The following is an 18985-nucleotide window of genomic DNA, read 5'->3' on the forward strand; positions in this document are numbered from 1 at the left end:
TCGTTGGGCGCTGCGGATGAGTTAAGCACAAATGGGATAAAACACTGCGAATGAATCTACACTGGGCCTACTCCATGAGGATGCGACTCAAGGAGCATCCGCTATTGTCTTAAGGATCAAGCACCGATGCAGTCGTTCAGCACGTCCCCCGTTGCCATGCTCAGGAGTGTCCTGATCAATCGAATCTTGATCTACGTGTTGATCCGCAGGGAAGTCATCGGTCGCTACAAAGGCTCGATGCTCGGTATTCTATGGTCGTTCTTCACGCCGGTTTTCATGCTGGTGGTCTACACATTCGTGTTCAGTGTCGTTTTCAAGGCCCGCTGGTCTGGGGGCGGTGAATCCAAGAGCGAATTCGCCTTGGTGCTGTTCGCGGGCCTGCTGGTCTTCAACCTGTTTTCCGAATGCGTGAACCGTGCGCCAGGCCTGGTGCTGGCCAATACCAACTACGTCAAGAAGATCGTGTTTCCACTGGAAACCCTGCCCCTGGTGTCGCTCGGCGCAGCGCTGTTCCACATGGCGGTCAGCGTCCTGGCCTGGCTGGTGTTCTATATCGTCCTGTTCGGTACCCCTCCGGTAACCGCGCTTCTGCTACCGGTGGTGCTGTTCCCATTGGTGCTGCTGACGCTGGGAATCTCCTGGTTTCTCGCCTCGATAAGCGTCTACCTGCGCGATATCGGCCAGTTCATCGGCATTATCATCACGGCGATGCTGTTTCTCTCACCGATTTTCTATCCACTCTCGACCCTGCCCCAAAGCTACCAGGTCGCCCTGCAGGCAAATCCCCTGACACTGCCGGTGGAAATGGTTCGCGATGTCCTGTTTTGGGGCAAGGCGCCACAATGGGGGCAACTGGCCGCTTATTCGGCGACCTCCGTACTGATTGCCTGCTCAGGGTTCGCCTGGTTCCAGCGGACACGCAAAGGCTTTGCCGACGTCATATGACGCTTGTTGGCGTGGCGCCCCGTCCAGCAGCCGCTATGATGATTCATGCACGGCTGGAGCCTGGGCCTGTCTGTGTTGATTGAAGCCAACATCGATCCTGAAAGACCGAGTATGCGTTGCCGTATTGACCAAAGGACCAGAAAACCGCATGGACCAGATCAACCGTCTTGTTGATTGCATTGACAAACTGACTCGCTCAACACATTCCAGATCCATTGAAGCCTTGCAACTGGTCAAGGAAATCGAGAATCGAGATCGGCTTATCAAACAACTGAACCTTGATTCAAAAGCGCTTCGCACCCGCCTGTCACTTCAAGAAGGCAAGACCGGGCGGCTGCGTGAGCGACTGCGGCTGGCCGAACAGCGCCTCAAGGACGCCGAGGCATTAATCCAGACAAAGGAAAAAGAGGCTGTCGTGTTTTCCGATTGGGCGGTGGATTTGCGTGCCCAACTGGCGGCCAAGCAAGCCGAGTTGTTCAAGCTTTCCGACTGGGGCAACGCCATCGAACGTGCACCGCTGCGTTATTCGATACGCAAGCAATTGTATAAATTATCGCGCCGGGTCTACGCCTGGTTGCCCCTCACCGCACAGCAGAAAAGCAAACTGGCGCGTCGGCTTCGAAATTGGCTGAAACCCGGCAAGGCAACACCAGGCGAATCATCGCCAGACGCTGGTTTTGCGCTGCAAACTCTGCCACCGCCCGTAAACGTTGCCGTACCGTCCAGCCTCGGGCAGCCCATGATCCTGATGTTCGGCGTGATTGACTGGCACTTTCGCATCCAACGCCCACAAAACCTGGCCAAGGAATTGGCCCGGGCCGGACAAACGACTTTTTATATCTCGAACAATTTCATCGACGACGAGGCCCCCGGCTTCCAAGCAGAACCTTTGGAAGGCTCCCACCGGCTGTTCCAGATCCGTTTCAAGGTACGCGGTGCACCGGCCATCTATCATGCCCCGCCGTCAGCGGCCGTGATCCGCCAGTTGTGCGAAGGCCTGGCCATGCTCCTGGAAGCGGCGAACGTCGATGCCGCAGATTGCATTGTCCAGCACGCCTACTGGTTTCCGCTGGCAAGGCGTGTCCCAAACGCCACCCTGGTCTATGACTGCATGGATCATCACGAAGGTTTCGGCAACGTTGCCCAGGAACTGCTCGACCTGGAAATCTCCCTGATGCGCAGGGCCGATCTGCTGGTGGCGACATCCGACTGGATCGAACAACACGGCAAGCGGGAAAACCGCAACGTCGAGGTGATCCGCAACGCCTGCGAGTTCAGTTTCTTCAGCCGACGTCCCGACAGGGTCTACCGGGACCCTGCCAACAGAAAGATCATCGGTTACTACGGCGTTATTGCCGAATGGTTCGACCTGGACCTGGTCAAGCGGGTCGCCCAATCCTTCCCGCAGCACCTGATTCTGTTGATCGGCAGTGATATCGTCCAGGCAAAAAAACACTTCAAGGCCTGCCCGAATGTGATCCTGGAAGGTGAAGTCCCGTATACCGCCCTGCCTTACTACCTCCACGCCATGGACGTTTGCCTGCTACCGTTCAAGGTCATGCCGTTGACCCTCGCCACCAACCCGGTCAAGGTCTATGAATACCTGAGCGCGGGCAAACCGGTGGTGTCGGTGAAACTGCCGGAGTTGAGCCAGTTCGGCAAACTGGTCTGGGCGGTTGAAGAGCCGACTGAGTTCATCTCGACCCTGCGCGCTGTCCTGGGGGCACTGCCGGAGGCCAGCGCCACATTGGAGGCTCGTCAATCGTTCGCCCGAGGCCAGACCTGGCAGCACCGGGCCGCCAGCCTGCGCGATGCCATCGCGGCATTGCCCCAGCCCAAAGTCAGCGTCGTGGTGCTGACCTACAACAACCTCGAACTGACCAAGGCCTGCCTCGACAGCCTGTTGACCCAGAGCCAATACCCGAACCTTGAAATCATCGTCGTCGACAACCACTCCAGCGACCAGACCCCGGCCTACCTCACCGCCTGGGCCAAGGGACATCCGGACCGGATCGTCATCCTCAACCCGGACAACAAGGGCTTCGCCGCCGGCAACAACCAGGGCCTCGCAGCGGCCAGTGGCGACTATCTGGTCATCCTGAACAACGACACGGTCGTCACCGCCGGCTGGATCAAAGGCTTGATCCGCCATCTGCAGGACCACAAGGAAATCGGCATCATCGGCCCGATCACCAACAACATCGGCAACGAGGCCAAAGTCAGCACCCGCTATGGCCGGATCGAAGACATGCCCGCCGAAGCCGCGCAGATGACCCGCGCCCGTATGGGCGAGTGGTTCGAAATCAACACCCTGGCCTTTTTCTGCGTGATGTTCCCGCGCTCGACCTACGAGCAAATCGGTGGCCTGTGCGAAGAGTATGGCCTGGGGTTCTTCGAGGATGACGATTACTGCCGTCGCGTGCAGCGTCGTGGCATGCGCGCGGCGTGTGCCGAAGACGTTTTCGTGCACCACCACCTGTCCGCCTCGTTCAATACCTTGGGTGCAAGGAAAAAACAGGCACTTTTCGAAAAGAACCGGGCGATCTACGAAAGCAAGTGGGGATCCTGGGTCCCGCACACGTACCGAGACGTATAAGCAGCCCCTTTGCAGGCGCAGCAGATGAATTTGTGGCGAGGGGATTTATCCCCGCTGGGCTGCGAAGCGGCCCTGAATCCAGCCACCGCAGCATGCCAGGTTGGTTGCATCCAGCCTTTTTGGGGCTGCTTCGCAGCCCAGCGGGGATAAATCCCCTCGCCACAATGAATCGAACAAGCATCCAGTGGACAGCATTGCCCCTTTAGCCGAGACGATATTTTGCCCAGATTCAGCCTGAAATACGCAGTGGTGTTGTTGGTTTTGCTGGCGAGTGCGGTGGTCGGCGCATACGGTTTTTCGACGCTTGAACTGGCGTCCATGAACAGCGGCACCCGGACGATATTGCTGTCACTGGCAGGGCTGGCCGCCCTCACCGTCTTCACTCGCAAGCCACCGATCATTCTTTGCCTGGGTTTGCTGGCGTGCCTGTCCATTGCCTGCGCACAGATTTGGCCGGTGATGGTCGTCGCGGTGTTCGCACTGTCTTCGACCGTGCTCGGCAGGTGGATGCTCAGGCAAGAAACCTTGGACGACTGGAGCGTCCACCTGCTGGTGGGAGCCGGTACGTTCGGCACGCTGACAGGCCTGGCGGCCTACTTGCCGATCAACTACCCCTGGCTGTATGGCGCGCTGCTGTTGTTGCCGCTTGTATTGGGGCGTAGACACATCACCTCGATAGGCCGTGAACTGTTGCGGCAAATCCGGGCCGACCGCTCAGCGCAAACACCCCTCCAGACGGGGCTCGACGTACTGATCTGCAGCTTCGCCTGCCTCTATGTGTTGGTCGCCTTCATGCCGGAGGTCGGGCACGACGCATTGGCCATGCACCTCTTTGTCCCGTCACACCTGGCCCAGCGGCATCAATGGTCGTTCGACGCCAGCACCTATGTGTGGGCGGTCATGCCCATGCTGGCCGACTGGATCTACAGCATTGTCTATATGCTGGCCGGTGAAACAGCCTCGCGCCTGAGCAACGGCGCGTTCACCCTGCTGCTGGCGTGGCAAATCCGCAACATGACCCTTTGGGCCGGCGGCTCCGCCACAAGCGCCCGCTGGGCCAGCCTGATCTTTCTGTCAACGCCTCTCGCCTTCGCTGAAAGCAGCAGCCTGCACATCGAATCGGCGTGGACCGCCTTCATGATGGCCGGGACGCTGGCGATCCTGAAGGTCTCAAGCGCTACGCCGGAACCCAGGGAGCGCCTGTCGCAATTGCTCCTGGCGGGCCTCCTGCTGGGCTTCGCCATGGCGACCAAGGCCGTGACCCTGAGCGTCCTGCCGGTCCTGCTGGTGATCCTCTTGCTGCACTACAAGGCCTGGGCCGTCCACGGGATCGCCAAGACGGTCCTACTGGGCAGTGTCGCCCTGATACTGGCCGGTGCTACCCCTTACGTCTCTGCCGGGTACTTGACCGGCAACCCCGTGTTCCCGTTTTTCAATGCCATTTTCCATTCGCCGCTCTGGCCGAACATCAACTTCGAACCACCGGCCACTTTCGGTACCGGGGTGACCTGGGACACCCTGTATCGAATGGTCTTCAAATCGCCTCAGTTCATCGAGGGACGGGTTGGCGCGGCAGGTTTTCAATGGCTGCTGCTGCCCACGGCTGCCGTCGCCGTGCTGTTGAGCGGCAACAAAAAAGCCCTGTGCATCCTCCTGGTCGGCGCCGGCGCGATGTTCATGACGTTCCACTCAACGGCCTACCTGCGTTATGTGTTCCCCTCCTTCGCGCTGTTCTCAGTGATCCTGGCCCTGCCCTTTTCCGACGCCAGGATCTTCCCGCGCAGCCTCGCCGTCGCCGCCGGTGCCGTGCTGGTCCTGACCAATACCCGTTTCATCCAGGCCGCGACTTACTATGGCGACATCAAACCCTCTGCGCTGTTGAGCCAGGCCGGTCGGGATGCCTATCTATTGGAACGCCTGCCCATTCGAAAAATGGTCGACACCGTCAACGCCTTGAATACCGGACATCAGCCCGTGGCGGTCTTTGCGTCGCCCTTGATGGCGGGTTTGCATGGCGATGCCCTTTACGCGTCGTGGTACAACCTGAAATGGAAAAACGAGTTCGACGCGGCGACCTCGCCATCAGAACTTGCCCAGCGCTTGCGCCGGCGCCAGGTGAGCTGGCTGGTGATCGACCTCAAGTCCCTTCACCAGGCGCCACTCGATCGGCTGCTCACGGTGTCCACGTCGTATGCCAGACTGGGTGACATGGAACTGCGCAAACTCAATGACACGCACTACGAACACCTGCTCAACCCAGAGCTGTCCAGCCTCGAGGGCTGGAGCCTGACGTCACCCTCGACCTATGACGCGTCGCGCAAGATCCTGACCGTCAACGTCAAGACACCGGCCACACAGCGGGTCGAAGTGACGCCGGGGCTGACGTACATCAACAGCGTTTCCGCACGTTGCGCAACGACGGTCACCGCCGGAAGAATCCAGGCCAATTGGATGGACGACCAAGGCAACTTCATTACCACCAGCATCGAAACGTTTGACTGCACCACGCAATGGGAGACCCATGAGATGAGCGTCGTCGCCCCTGCGAATGCCGCGTCCGTGATCATTTATGCATCCGGGCATACCGACACTCCCCTGGAGTTCAAGTCACTTTCATTCAGGCAATAGTGGGCGATATCGATGAACTCAAAAACAGCGCTTTTCACGGACGAGCAACGCGTCGCCGTCGTCATCCCCAGCTATCGGGTTACCGCTCATATAGACGCCGTCATAGCGGCCATAGGGCCGGAGGTCTGGCGCATCTACGTCATCGACGATGCCTGCCCGGACGGTTCCGGCGGGCATGTCCTGGCTTCCTGTCACGACCCCCGGGTCAAGGTGCTGCCCCATGAGGTCAACCAAGGCGTGGGCGGTGCGGTCATGACCGGCTATCGAGCCGCCCTCGCCGACGGTGCGCGTATCATCGTCAAAGTCGATGGGGACGGCCAGATGGACCCGACCCTGATCCCGCTGTTCATCGAGCCGATCCTGGCGGGAGAAGCCGACTACACCAAGGGCAATCGGTTTTTCGATCTGGAAGAGGTCCAATCGATGCCACGCATCCGCCTTTTCGGCAACGCCGTGTTGTCGCTGATGGCCAAACTGTCGACGGGTTATTGGGATCTGTTCGACCCCACCAACGGCTACACGGCGATTCACCGCGACGTCGCCAGGCTTTTACCCCTGGACAAGGTCAGCCAACGCTACTTTTTCGAGACCGACATTCTGTTCCGCCTGAACACCGTGCGTGCCGTCGTGGTGGATATTCCGATGGAAGCCCGATACGGTGATGAGGTCAGTCACCTCAATATCTCGAAAATCGTCGGTGAATTCCTGTTCAAACACCTGCGCAATTTCACCAAGCGTGTGCTCTACAACTATTATCTTCGCGACATGTCCCTGGCCTCGATCGAGCTGCCGATCGGGATTGTCATGTTCTTGTTCGGCGTATTCTTCGGCAGTTATCACTGGTATGAATCGGCGCAGAATGGCATCGCGACTCCCGCCGGCACGGTGATGCTCAGTGCACTGCCCATGCTCATGGGGTTGCAGCTGATCATGGCGTTCCTCGGTTACGACATCGCCTCGGTGCCCAGCCGGCCACGGCAATCCAGGCGTGTTAAAGCAACGTCATTGCGGGAAGAAAACTCATTAAAGCGCTGAGAGATTTTTTATCGGACCCGTCGCTCAAGGCATTGGATGTCGATGGCAGCGAACGCCTGGAACTTCACGGCAAAGTGCTTGAGCGCAAGCCGATGCTTCGGGAAGTCTTCGTGGAGTTCCACCACGCGTTTCATCGCCTGGCGGACCACTATTTCAAGGTCGAAGGTCTTGAGGTGGAGTTGGGGGCAGGCATCGCCCCCATGCGTCACTCATACCCTGAAGTATTGGCCACGGACATTATCGCCACCGAGCAACTGGACATGGCGCTCAATGCCGAGGCAATGAGCCTGGACGATCACTCGGTCAGGGCCTTTTACGCTCAGAACTGTTTTCACCACTTCCCTCATCCCGATCGCTTCTTCACGGAGCTGGAAAGAACCCTCAAGATCGGCGGCGGCGCCATTTTGATCGAACCCTTCCACGGCCCCTTTGCCGCTTTTCTCTATAAGCGCCTGTTCAAATCCGAAGGCTTCGACATGCACTTCCCATCTTGGGAAACCCCGTCGACCGGGCCCATGAACGGTGCCAACCAAGCCCTCAGCTACATCGTCTTCATTCGCGACAGGCAGGCGTTCGAGCGCAAGCACCCGGGCCTGGAAATCGTCCACCAGGAAATCTGCGGCAACTATCTGCGCTACCTGATTTCCGGCGGCTTGAACTTTCGCCAGTTGCTGCCCGACGCGCTGATCTCTGTGCTCAAGGTCGTTGAAAAACTGTTGTATCCGTTGAGACGGGTATTGGCGCTGCACCACATCGTGGTCATCCGGAGGAAGTCTTGACCTTTATCAGGTACGGCATCATCCAACTCGTGGCCTATGCGCTGGACATGGGGACTTTCTTGCTATTGATGGCCTTGTTCAACGATCAACCCGTCCTGGCCAACATCGCCGGTAAAGGCGTCGCCGGTGTGTTCGCGTTCTTTTTGCATCGGCACTTCACGTTCCAGTCGACCGGCGGCAGCAGCAAGGTTCAAGCGGTGCGCTATTTCTCGTTGCTTGCCATCAATATTCCGCTCGCTTCGGCGCTGTTCAGCGTGGGGCTGTACTTCGTCAACAGCCCTGCCCTGGTGAAATTTGTCTCCGATGTGGCCTGCGTGGTGCTGACTTACTGGATCAGCAAACTGTTCGTGTTCCATTGCGCTGCGCACCCGCCGGTTCCCACTGACCGCGCCGAAGGCGCATGACGATGAAGCTACTGATTACCGGCGCAACAGGCTACATCGGACAACGCTTGTCAGCCCTCGCGGCGGCCAGCGGACACGAGGTCATTTGCGCCACGCGCCAGCCATGTCCCGCCACCTATACCTGGCTCCCTTATGACCTGCAGGGCCCGGCGCCCGAGTGCCCGGCGGGCACTCAGGTGTTGATCCATTTGGCGGCCGACACATCGACATCCCCCACCAACACGGACGACGAAGTCAAGGCGGCCGAGGCACTGATCCGTTGTGCCCAACAAGGCTCGGCCAGGTTCATCTTCATCTCCAGTCAAACCGCCATGGCCACGGCCCCTGGCGCTTATGGCCGGACAAAGTGGCGTATCGAGCAGCACGTATTGGCCGCCGGGGGCACCGTGATCCGTCCTGGCCAAGTGTATGGTGGCCCCGAACGCGGGCTCTTTGGCTTGTTGTCAGGGTTGGTGCGCCGCAGCCCGTTCGTTCCGATCCTGATGCCGGCGCCTGGCGTGCAACCTATTCATGTCGACGACTTGGCAGCCTCGATCTTAGCGGTCGTCGAGCGGGATGACCTTGACGCCGTGATCCTCAATCTGGGCGCCGTGCAGCCGATTGCCTTTGGCAGCTTCCTGATGTCGATTGCCGCGCACCGGGTGCGTGCCGCTCGCCTGCCAGTCCCTCTGCCGGTGGCATTGCTCAGGCTATTGCGCCTGTCACTCGGACGCTCCTTGAGCGCGAAATGGGGCCTGGCGCGGATTTTTTCCCTCATCCACCTGCCGCCCATGGACAGCGCGCAGTCCCTGCAAAAACTCGGCATCCAGTTGCGCCCCCTTGCCCACGGCATGCATCGCTCCGGCCATGGGCAACGTCGCGGACTTCTGCAAGAAGCCGCAATCCTCCTGCACTACCTGCTCAAACGCCCGCCGCAAAAAAGCCTGGTCAGTCGTTACGCCAGGGCATTGCAACGTGCGGGTAAAACCCGACCCATCATTCATTCACCCTTGCTGATGCGCTGGCCGATACTCCTGGCGCTTCTGGACAATCCCGGTGTCCTGCACAAGCCCGGCGGCCAGGAACTGTCCTGGCGCCTGCAGGTTGCACTCGGTATAGCCGAAGCCTGCCCCCAGGGCGCGCAAGTGTTTCTCGGCGCCCAACAGCCCCGCAGCCTGGTCGCCACGCTGGTTGCGCTGGGACTCACCTCGGTCAAAGCGCTGGCGTGGAAGATAGCGGCGCTGTTAGGCCGCCCCTTTGCCCGCCAGCTGTTGCATGGAAGTGAAGCCCACCGTGAAGCCTGAATTTGATGTGATCATTGTCGGCAGCGGTCCGGCCGGGACTTCGGCAGCCTATCCGCTGGTCAAGGCGGGCCTGAAAGTCCTGATGGTCGATGCCCAGGCCGATACAGGCTCAGTGACAGCGCCGACGCGTCCATTTCTCAGCGCCAGGGCAAACGACGAGCATCAGTGGAAATGGATGATCGGCGAAAACTTCCACGCCTTGAGCCAACTGGACGCGGTATCGCCCAAGCTGAAGACGCCGACCCACGCCCATGTTTTCGAAGGGTTCAGCGCCCGCAATCGCATCGAGACCGACAACTTTATCGGCATCGGTTCACTGGCCACCGGAGGCCTGTCCAATGCCTGGGGCTGCGGCGTGGCAACGCTCGGGGCCAGCGACTTTGCCGGGCTGCCCATCGATTACTCCGAGATGCAGGCGTCCTATGAAACGGTAACTCGCCGGATCGGTATCAGTGGCCGGATCGACGATGATCTCTCAAGCTACTTCGGTCTCGATGAGTGGTCGCAACCGCCCCTGCCATTGGACACACTGCACCAGCGCCTGCTCGATCAATACACCCGGCGCCGATCGGCGTTTCCCGAACAGGGGTTTCGCCTTGGCCGCTCCAGGGTCGCCGTCTTGAGCCAGCCGCTGGACGAGCGCAGGGCCTGCGACCTGTCTGGAAACTGCTTGTGGGGCTGTCAGAACCAGGCCTTGTATAACGCCTCGCAAGAGCTGCAAAAACTCAAGCAATACCCTGGGTTCCAGCACGTCCAGGACTTTCTCGTGGAGGATCTGCAGAAACTGGACGGTGCATGGGCGATCACCGATCATCGCTGCGCCCGGCGCTTCTGCGGTACGCGCCTGCTGCTGGCAACGGGCACCCTGGCCACGACCCGGCTCGCCCTCAAGGGCCTGAACCATTCGTCCCCGATCCCGCTGCTGTCATCGCCGACGGCCGCCTTCCTGCTGTGGCTGCCAAAAATGCTCGGAACCCCAAGGGTGTCGACATTTGGCCTGGGCCAGCTATCGTTCGTCCTGGCGCTGACGGCCAGTACCACTGCTTTCGGTTCGACGTTCAGCACCACAGGCTTGCCGATGACCGAGTTTGTCAGCCGGATCCCCATGAGCAAACGCTACAGCATCGAACTGCTGAAAAACCTGCTCAGCGCCTGCGTCGTCGGGAATATCTTCCTGCCCGGGCACTTGTCTCACAACACGGCGGTCTTGCGCCCTGACGGTTCGTTGAGCATCAACGGCCACGAGCATCCGGAGCTTCCCGGCCTCATGAAGACCGCCGAGGCAAAGCTGCGGCGGATCTATTGGAAAATGGGCGCGCTATTGATGCCCATGAGCTTCACGGTCGGCAGGCCGGGGGCGGATATCCATTATGCGGGCACCCTGCCCATGCACTCGGCGCCCAGGATCGGGCAGACCGATCGCCTCGGCGAAATCGTGGGCCTTGGCGGCGTGCATATTGTCGACGGCGCCTGCCTGCCCAGCCTGACCGAGAAATCCCACACGCTGACTCTCATGGCCAACGCGGACCGGATAGCCCGTTCACTCGTAACAACGATAGGAAATCACAAGGCATGACACGCAAGGTACTCTGCATCGTCGGTACGCGTCCGGAGGCCATCAAAATGGCCCCTGTGATCAAGGCGCTCCAGGCCCAAGACAATATCGTTTGTCGGGTGCTCGCCACCGCCCAGCACCGAGGCTTGCTGGACCAGGTGCTTGAGGGCTTCGCAATCACCGCCGATCTGGACCTGGACCTCATGCGCCCCAACCAGTCATTGACGGCGCTGACCTCACGCTTGCTGCTTGAACTCGACGGGGTACTGCAAGCCGAGAAACCGGACGGCGTACTGGCTCAAGGCGACACGACCACGGTCATGTGCGCCGCACTGGCGTGTTTCCACCTGCGGATTCCCTTTGGCCATGTTGAAGCCGGCCTGCGTACCGGGGACCTAGGCAATCCGTTCCCCGAAGAAGCCAACCGGGTGATCGCCGGCAAACTGGCTCGCTGGCATTTCGCGCCGACCCAGCAGGCCGTGGACAACTTGCTGCGCGAGGGTGTCGCCGCCAGGGATATCACCCTGACTGGCAATACCGTGATCGATGCCTTGTTGATGACAGCCGCACAAGGCTCCGCCTTGACTATCCCACTGGACGCCAGCAAACGCCTGGTGCTGGTGACCGCCCATCGGCGGGAAAACTTCGGCGAACCGTTCCAGAATATCTGCCAGGCCCTCAAGGTCCTGGCCGAGCGCAACCCAGGCATCCAGATCCTCTACCCCGTCCATCCCAACCCGAACGTCAAGGATGTCGCCCACCGATTGCTCGGCCAGACGCCGAACATTCTCCTCTGCGCACCGCTGGATTACGCACCGTTTATCGCGGCAATGAAGCGTTCTTACCTGATCATCAGTGACTCCGGAGGCGTGCAGGAAGAAGCCCCGGCCCTGGGCAAACCCGTGCTGGTATTGCGGGAGGAAACCGAACGCCCGGAGGCCGTCGAGCTCGGCGTGGTCAAGCTGGTGGGCGCCAACCGGGACACCATCGTCGAACAGGCACAGCGCCTGCTCGATGACCCACAGGCTTACCAGCGCATGGCACGTGGGGTTTCCCCCTATGGTGACGGCAAGGCCGCCGCGCGCATCGTCGACGCTCTCAGGCAGTACTTCCAGTCATGCGCATGATCTACCTGTCCCCGGTGCCATGGGCCAGCTTCAGCCAGCGCGCCCATCACTTTGTCAACGGGTATCACCAGCAGACCGGGGCGCCGGTCTTCTGGATCGATCCGTACCCGACACGCTTACCGACGCTGACCGACCTCACGCGCAAGCTGCCTGTTGCCGATCAGCAAAGCGTCAGCGTTCCACCCTGGTTGCAGATCTGCAAACCCCGGAGCCTACCCATCGAGCCCATTCCGGGCTCAGCGTTGCTCCTCAAGCGACTGTGGCGCAACCTGTTCAAAGAGGCTGCGGCATTTTCCGCAAAAGGGCCCTGCATGATCTGTGTCGGAAAACCTTCCGAACTGGCCCTGCAACTGCTCGCCCTCATCCCTGGCAGCCGTGCCGTCTACGATGCCATGGATGATTTCCCGGCCTTTTATCAGGGCCTGTCACGCAGGTCCATGGAACGTCGCCAGGCGCAGCTCATTCGACAGGTGGGCACAGTACTGGCGTCCTCCAGCCCGCTTCGCGACAGACTCCTGGGCATGACCGACCAGGTAGAACTGGCCCTCAATGCCTGTGACATGCATGCACTGGCGCCGGTCGAAAGCCTGGACTTCGGTGTCAAACAGCAGGTACTCGGCTACGTTGGCACGCTGGGGCGTTGGTTCGATTGGGAGCTGGTCATCGCGCTGGCGCAGGCCAATCCTGGAAACCAGATCCGGCTGATCGGCCCCCTCTTCACACCACCGCCTTGCGTATTGCCCGCCAACATTGAGCTGCTCCCGGAGTGCTCCCATGCCGGTGCAATCGCAGCCATGACAACGTTTTCGGTGGGTTTGATCCCGTTCAAGCTCAACCGCCTGACCGCCTCGGTCGACCCGATCAAATACTACGAATACCGTGCCCTGGGCCTGCCCGTCATCTCCACTCGCTTCGGTGAAATGGCCCTGCGCGACCGAGAACCGGGGGTCTGGATCGTGGATGAAGGCACCGATCTGGGTAAAACCGCCACGGAAGCACTCGCCAGCCCAAGCGACCGCTCGACTGTTCATCAATTTCGTCAGGCGCACCGTTGGGCTCAGCGTTTTTCTGCGATCAATCTCAAAAACGGCCAATAACGGCCGATACCCAGGATAAGACCCCGCAACTGGGGCGCAGGACAGAACGGTAGGTCAGTCATGACAGAGATTTATTTGCTGATAGCGCACGGCACGGACCAGGGCGAAGCTTACGTTCTGGGCTGGTTCGATGACCGGAGCAAAGCCCGGGAAGTGGCCGAGCAGAAGGAATGGGAAGCGTACCGCGCCAGCCTGAAGGAGAAACACCCATGGTCCAGCCACAAGCCGCTGGCGCCGGACCAGACGGACTATCGCCGCTACTGGATCAAGACCATTTCCAAATTCGAGCATGTGCCGGTGCCAAGGTCCTTTGCGGTTCATTGATCACCACGCATGAATATTCAACGAAACGAGCGTTATCGGTGGCGGTCTAGACGAATAAGCCCATCCGATGAGAGCGTTCTTATGTTGAAATTCCTTGGCGGTACCGTAGGTATCATTTTCCTGATTGGCCTGATCGTGGTGATTGCGCTGTTCAAGTTCATTTTTTGAGCGTGGCGGCGGCGATCTTTGACTTGGTGTCCCACCTACCTGGAGAGCAGATCGCAATAAATGACAATCACAGGGACGGATAAGGCTGACTGGGAACCGCTGAACCTTGAATGGCATCAAGGCTTCGCTTTCATGGACGGTGTGCTGCTGGGCGACGGGCAAGTGCCTGATGTGTACATCATGCTCAACCCTCAAGGCGCACGACCCGGCGAGTTGGCACAATGGGCCAGCGCTGGGCACTATCCGCCCTCACCCTTGCTGGCCGGTCAGCCGGTTTGGCGGCATCGACGCAACCCTTGGGTCTTGCGCGGCGCCCTGCGTGATTACTACCTGCTTCCGGCCTACCGGGAGCGCCACGGCTACCACGCGCTGCAGCCCTTGCCGTTTCGGTTCGACAAGGGCCTGGAAAGCCTCGGCCACCAGTACTGGCGTGACGCAACCGGCGCCTATTGGTTCGGCGAGTACGCGATCACCCAAATCCACGAGGCGCGACCCGACAGGCTGGCCCTGCTGGCCTCGTCCCCAGCCACGGTGACTTCAGCGTCCGCCCTGTTCTGCGACGGTGCGCATCTCTTTTTGCAGGGGCACATTATCGCCAGCGCCACGGCGCGGGTGCGGTATTGCAACCACTCATCCTATCGAGTGATCGACGATCAAGTCTATAGGGGCTTCAAGCCACTGCACCAGAAGGACGGCACGCCGCTGCCGGTCGCCAACCCGGACAACTTCCAGATGCTCGCCCAACGCTGGGGCACCGATGGGCAGTCGATCATCGTGCAAGCGCAGCAAGGTTCGAGCATTTCCTATGAGTACTTCTACCGCATCGACAATGCCGACCTGGCGACCTTCACCGTGCTTAACGAACGCTACGCCAAGGACAAGCAACGCGCCTATTACCTGACCGGAAAAACCATTCGCTACGTGGGCGACTTCCACCTGCTCCAGTGCTGGCAGCCAGCGTTCGATGACGGCGGTCGCGTGGTCAGCGCCAGCGAATACGAGGATGAGTATTTTGCCGTGGACGACCAGTTCGTCTACGCCGCCGGGACCCGCCTGCGCGATGCCCATGGCCCGAGCTTTCGTCACTTGGGGTTCGATTATTACCGTGATCACCAACACGTCTACAGGCGCCAGCAACGCCTCGATGTCGACGTGGATAGCTTCGTCGTGACCCAGCTCTGTCGTAATGACCAGGATTACTCGCCCGTGCTGGTCGGTGACAAGCACGGCCCGCTGGGCTCTGGCGGCATCATCGATGCGGCCATGCAAGCGGCGTGGGCGCCTTACTTCGAAGCCCATCCGCAGTTGGAAGGTTATTGGTGGCACCGCTTGCAGGCACGGCCTGAAGCCGCACAAACGCACACGGAAACGCTGGCGCTACAGGCCATCGGTCTCGGTTTTGAGCTAGGCGACCAGGTGTATTTCCATGGACGCGTGATCAACGGGCTGGACGCAGCGAGTTTCAAATTGCTGGACACGCATCTGTGCGGCGATGCCAACGGCTTGTATCTGATCCCATTCCATAACGCCGACACGGAAGTACCCGAACGTTTTTCCCCGGAAGCAGCGGAACATTTTCGCTCACTCGGCCCACCCTACCTGACCGACGGCAAGACCGTGTTCTGCCACCGGATTTTTTACCATCCCCCGGAACCGATTCGTAAGGCACAAGCGGCCTCTTTCGAGTCCTGTGGGCATGGCTGGGCCAAGGATCAGGACACGGTGTATTACTACGGCGAGGCGAAAAAGCGGCTACATCCCTCGGACACCCGCATTCTCGGCACCTATGCCATCAGCCCTACCCTGATTCTCTCGGAAGGCAAGCCGCTGGATGTGGCATTCGACCCCAATGAAGTCCGCGTGCCACATCCCGACTTCCTGCAACTGGGCACGCGTAAGTTGTTCTGCCACCGACGCCCGCTGAGCGCCAAGCGGATCGACCTGGCCACCCTCGAATTTCTGAATGACCGCTACGCCCGTGACAGGCATCGGTTCTACCATTACGACGGTTATGCGACGCTGAGCGAGGTCGATGAAACGCAGTATCGGGAATCGCTCGGCCAGCCGGCGGCAAGCGTTTAGAACTGCGTCACAACCGTAACGCCTGCGGTGTCAAACCGGTCCATGTTCATGAGCGCATCAATCGATTGCTCAAGGCTGATGGTCTTGCCCACCAGTTTTTCAGGCGCCAGCTTGCCGGACGTAATCATGTCCATCATCGCGCCGTAACGGTGAGCCTGCATGCCATGGCTGCCACAGATCTCCAGCTCGTAGGCAATGACCTTGCTCATTGGGATCGAGGGGGTGCTGTGGTCCGCCAGCATCAAACCGACCTGGACATGCCTGCCGCGCCGTCTCAGATTATTGATGGAGTTGAAGCAGGTCGTTGGATGACCCAGGGCATCCAGCGAAACGTGAGCGCCGCCCTTCGTAATCTCGAGTACCGCCTCGGTGACATCCGCCACCCGGCTTGCGTTGACCGTCGCGACGGCACCAAGCGACTGGGCAAGCTTGAGCTTATCGTCGCAGATATCGATGGCGATGACGTTCGCCCCGATAGCGTGGGCGATCATCACCGCGGACAGCCCCACGCCACCACAGCCATGAACCGCCACCCACTGCCCCGCCGAGACCCTGCCTTGATCGACAACCGCGCGGAACGAGGTGACGAAACGACAGCCCAGGCTCGCCGCCGTGGCGAAGTCCATGTTTTCCGGCAACGCAACCAGGTTCAAATCCGCCTTGTGAATCCCCACATACTCGGCGAAAGAGCCCCAATGGGTGAAACCCGGCTGAAACTGGCTGTGGCACACCTGCTGGTTGCCGCTATTGCATTCCGGACACGCGCCGCAGCCGCCGACAAAAGGCACGGTGATGCGATCGCCCACCTTCCATCTTGTGACATCTTTACCGACCTCAGTCACGATCCCTGCCAATTCGTGACCGGGCACATGGGGCAGTCGAATGTCAGGGTCGTGACCTTTCCAACCATGCCAGTCGCTTCGGCAGACGCCCGTGCCAAGGACCTGAACCACCACACCGTGACGCTCGGGGGTCGGGTCTTCGACGGTCATCAAACGCGGAGGTTGGGAAAAGGCTTCGTAAACTACGGCTTTCATGAGGATCCCTCTACTTTAGAAAAGCGCTATACCTGAAACCGACAAACGGCCTGGGCTCAATTTACTATCAGATGGCTTGATCACGCAGCATTGAACCGTCCCTGCCTGACGCTCCCATGAAAAACCCAATCCGTTCAGATTGAGCTGTGTCGTTCCGGCATTCGCCGACGGATCATAGCTCTCTGCCACCTATTTCAACGTCCACGCTTTCAATCGGGTGGTGTATTCACTACATTGAGCGTAACTCTGCCCACTCGACACGGACTGTCATGACTACCCTATCCCCGATCAGCCCTGCCATTCCCATCCAGATCCCGACTCGCTCTGCCGTCGCGGCATCGCCTACAACAGTGATAGAGAGCGCTGATGTCTCGGCGGCTCGACCAGCGGCAATCGTCAGCCTGGGCAACCCCGTGGCCGATGTCGAATCACAGACCTATTCCCGACTCGGGCAATTGCCCGGCCAGGAGATTGTTCGTGTCTGGGAAAAGACCAGTCAGGATGCCGTCACTCGCGTCATGGGAACCAACCCCAGATCGCTGTCGATAGCCAACCGTTTCCACGGCCTGGGCGCAGCCTTGGTGGAGCAGTTCGCCAAGAGTGGTTCGAGCATTTCCCAGTCAGTGCTCCATACCACCACGGACGGGGCTCACAACGCCGCCGAGATAAAATCCGAACAGGCGCTGCTGCACAATAAAGCCGACAACCTGATCACCCTCAGCATCAAGACCGCCAGTGGCAAGACGGTTACCTTCAGCCTGACCAGCCAGGACGATGGACTTGGCGTTCAGGCTACGGTGGACGGCGACCCGCTGAGCGAGGACGAACTCAAGGCGATTGGCGTTCTGGGCAGCGCCTTTCAAGCGGCTGTCGACGGGCTGACCGCCGAGCCGCCCAAGCTCGACCTGAGCAAGCTGACGCAGTTCGACTCCAGCGTATTGGCATCCATTGACCTGAACGCCAAGCTCAAGGGCGTGGACGGTGAGGACCTGATCCTTGCCTACCGCGCCGACAGCCAGAGCCGCACCACGCAAATGAGTGGTCCAGATGGCGAATTGAACCTGAGCGTGGATCTGAAAAACAGCACAATCCTGGGTGATGCCAAGCAACAGGCCAGCGCCCTGAACAGCTACCTCGCCCAGTTTGACCGGGTGCAGAAGCGCGGCAGCGCCAAGGCCGCCCTGATGGAGATGTTCAAGGACGCCTTCAGCGCCATGAACAGCCACTATCCACAGGGCGTTACCCCGTCACAGCCACTGACCCGTAACGCGACGGACAAAGGCCTGCTGACTGGGCTGGCAGACTTCGAGGCGTCCATCAAACAAACCAACAACGCGTCCAACCCGATGCGCCCGTCCGAAGTCGATAGCTTTGCTTATACCCTGTCGCAAAAAACTGTCGTTGCAGGTTCCATAATGAGCAATCGCAGCGTTGATCAAGTCCAGCAATCGAGTTTATCGGCCAGTTACCACAAGAGTCTGAAGGGCGGGAAAGCCCCCGTGCTAGGCACAACGACCGATTCGCAGAACTATCTCTACGTACAAGTGCACGACGAGGCCCGCAGCTCGGCCAGCCTCGCCTACAAGGATGGCCGACTGAGCAAAGCCACCGTCACGCAAAGCGCCAGCCAGGACACACGGACACAGAAGTACGTCATCGGCAAAATGGTTGAAGAGACAGTGGTGCCGAAGGAACTTTCAACCAGCCGCAGCCACTTGGCATTGCTGGAATACGCCGCCAAGGAAAGCAACAAATCCAAGGACGCGCAGGAACAATCCTTATTGAAGGAAGCGCTCGCCACCCTCCACAGTTCGGTGATGTTGCAGGAAAATCCTTCGGCGCTGGCGCGTTGACACGCTGGGGAATGCGCATCATCACCCAGCGTAGTGCGACAGCGATTCCCTAGGCCATAGCGTCAGCTTGAT

14 protein-coding genes are annotated in these 18985 nt (G+C 59.7%); 13 read left to right on the forward strand and 1 reads right to left on the reverse strand.

The genetic code is table 11. From position 1 onward, the window contains the following. Positions 1–126 precede the first annotated feature (126 nt). The 12 genes from BM300_RS04965 (at position 127) to BM300_RS05020 (ending at position 16023) form a co-directional block, all read left to right on the forward strand. On the forward strand, positions 127–945 hold the full coding sequence (locus BM300_RS04965; RefSeq protein ID WP_092348306.1) for an ABC transporter permease: 819 nt from the start codon (positions 127–129) through the stop codon (positions 943–945). A 148-nt stretch (positions 946–1093) separates the two neighbouring features. Then, positions 1094–3541: a glycosyltransferase gene (locus BM300_RS04970; RefSeq protein WP_092462192.1), complete on the forward strand. Its 2448-nt coding sequence runs from the start codon at positions 1094–1096 to the stop codon at positions 3539–3541. Positions 3542–3760: 219 nt separating this feature from the next. Further along, positions 3761–6169: a phospholipid carrier-dependent glycosyltransferase gene (locus tag BM300_RS04975; protein WP_256575794.1), complete on the forward strand. Its 2409-nt coding sequence runs from the start codon at positions 3761–3763 to the stop codon at positions 6167–6169. Between the two features lie 12 nt (positions 6170–6181). Next, complete coding sequence (locus tag BM300_RS04980; RefSeq protein ID WP_092348297.1) at positions 6182–7204, forward strand: glycosyltransferase family 2 protein; 1023 nt, start codon at positions 6182–6184, stop codon at positions 7202–7204. A 92-nt stretch (positions 7205–7296) separates the two neighbouring features. Further along, entirely contained in the window at positions 7297–7983 is a 687-nt protein-coding gene (locus BM300_RS04985; RefSeq protein WP_256575796.1) for a class I SAM-dependent methyltransferase, read from the forward strand. Further along, entirely contained in the window at positions 7980–8387 is a 408-nt protein-coding gene (locus tag BM300_RS04990; protein ID WP_063320414.1) for a GtrA family protein, read from the forward strand. The genes BM300_RS04985 and BM300_RS04990 overlap by 4 nt, the downstream gene beginning before the upstream one ends. Positions 8388–8389: 2 nt before the next feature. Beyond that, positions 8390–9670: an NAD-dependent epimerase/dehydratase family protein gene (locus tag BM300_RS04995; protein ID WP_092462198.1), complete on the forward strand. Its 1281-nt coding sequence runs from the start codon at positions 8390–8392 to the stop codon at positions 9668–9670. Next, the gene (locus BM300_RS05000) at positions 9660–11246 is read left to right on the forward strand and encodes an FAD-dependent oxidoreductase (RefSeq protein ID WP_092462200.1); all 1587 of its coding nucleotides are present in this window, start codon (positions 9660–9662) and stop codon (positions 11244–11246) included. The genes BM300_RS04995 and BM300_RS05000 overlap by 11 nt, the downstream gene beginning before the upstream one ends. Then, positions 11243–12352: a non-hydrolyzing UDP-N-acetylglucosamine 2-epimerase gene (gene wecB, locus BM300_RS05005; RefSeq protein ID WP_092462202.1), complete on the forward strand. Its 1110-nt coding sequence runs from the start codon at positions 11243–11245 to the stop codon at positions 12350–12352. The genes BM300_RS05000 and wecB overlap by 4 nt, the downstream gene beginning before the upstream one ends. Then, positions 12343–13449, forward strand: a complete 1107-nt coding sequence (locus BM300_RS05010; protein WP_092462204.1) for a glycosyltransferase family protein — start codon at positions 12343–12345, stop codon at positions 13447–13449. Before wecB ends, BM300_RS05010 begins: the two co-directional genes overlap by 10 nt. Positions 13450–13509: 60 nt before the next feature. Next, positions 13510–13773 carry a hypothetical protein gene (locus BM300_RS05015; protein ID WP_003203536.1) on the forward strand — a complete coding sequence of 88 codons (264 nt, stop codon included), beginning with the start codon at positions 13510–13512 and terminating at the stop codon, positions 13771–13773. A gap of 228 nt (positions 13774–14001) precedes the next feature. Further along, complete coding sequence (locus tag BM300_RS05020) at positions 14002–16023, forward strand: DKNYY domain-containing protein (RefSeq protein WP_092462206.1); 2022 nt, start codon at positions 14002–14004, stop codon at positions 16021–16023. Here the strand turns inward: BM300_RS05020 and BM300_RS05025 are convergent. After that, positions 16020–17060, reverse strand: coding sequence for a zinc-dependent alcohol dehydrogenase family protein (locus BM300_RS05025; RefSeq protein WP_092462208.1), 1041 nt, complete (start codon positions 17058–17060; stop codon positions 16020–16022). The genes BM300_RS05020 and BM300_RS05025 overlap by 4 nt on opposite strands. A gap of 413 nt (positions 17061–17473) precedes the next feature. On the opposite strand from BM300_RS05025, the gene BM300_RS05030 reads away from it, so the two are divergent. Continuing rightward, positions 17474–18913 carry a lactate dehydrogenase gene (locus tag BM300_RS05030; protein WP_092462210.1) on the forward strand — a complete coding sequence of 480 codons (1440 nt, stop codon included), beginning with the start codon at positions 17474–17476 and terminating at the stop codon, positions 18911–18913. Positions 18914–18985: the final 72 nt, after the last annotated feature.

Source organism: Pseudomonas sp. NFACC46-3, assembly GCF_900114515.1.
Classification (GTDB): Bacteria; Pseudomonadota; Gammaproteobacteria; order Pseudomonadales; family Pseudomonadaceae; genus Aquipseudomonas; species Aquipseudomonas fluorescens_Q.

What these genes read in the sequence shown, in the direction of transcription:
- BM300_RS05020 (WP_092462206.1), top strand. Translation starts at nt 14,002, where the DNA reads ATGACAATCACAGGGACGGATAAGGCTGACTGGGAACCGCTGAACCTT.
- BM300_RS05025 (WP_092462208.1), bottom strand. Translation starts at nt 17,060, where the DNA reads ATGAAAGCCGTAGTTTACGAAGCCTTTTCCCAACCTCCGCGTTTGATG.
- BM300_RS04995 (WP_092462198.1), top strand. Translation starts at nt 8,390, where the DNA reads ATGAAGCTACTGATTACCGGCGCAACAGGCTACATCGGACAACGCTTG.
- BM300_RS04965 (WP_092348306.1), top strand. Translation starts at nt 127, where the DNA reads ATGCAGTCGTTCAGCACGTCCCCCGTTGCCATGCTCAGGAGTGTCCTG.
- BM300_RS05010 (WP_092462204.1), top strand. Translation starts at nt 12,343, where the DNA reads ATGCGCATGATCTACCTGTCCCCGGTGCCATGGGCCAGCTTCAGCCAG.
- wecB (WP_092462202.1), top strand. Translation starts at nt 11,243, where the DNA reads ATGACACGCAAGGTACTCTGCATCGTCGGTACGCGTCCGGAGGCCATC.
- BM300_RS04980 (WP_092348297.1), top strand. Translation starts at nt 6,182, where the DNA reads ATGAACTCAAAAACAGCGCTTTTCACGGACGAGCAACGCGTCGCCGTC.
- BM300_RS04970 (WP_092462192.1), top strand. Translation starts at nt 1,094, where the DNA reads ATGGACCAGATCAACCGTCTTGTTGATTGCATTGACAAACTGACTCGC.
- BM300_RS04985 (WP_256575796.1), top strand. Translation starts at nt 7,297, where the DNA reads ATGCTTCGGGAAGTCTTCGTGGAGTTCCACCACGCGTTTCATCGCCTG.
- BM300_RS05015 (WP_003203536.1), top strand. Translation starts at nt 13,510, where the DNA reads ATGACAGAGATTTATTTGCTGATAGCGCACGGCACGGACCAGGGCGAA.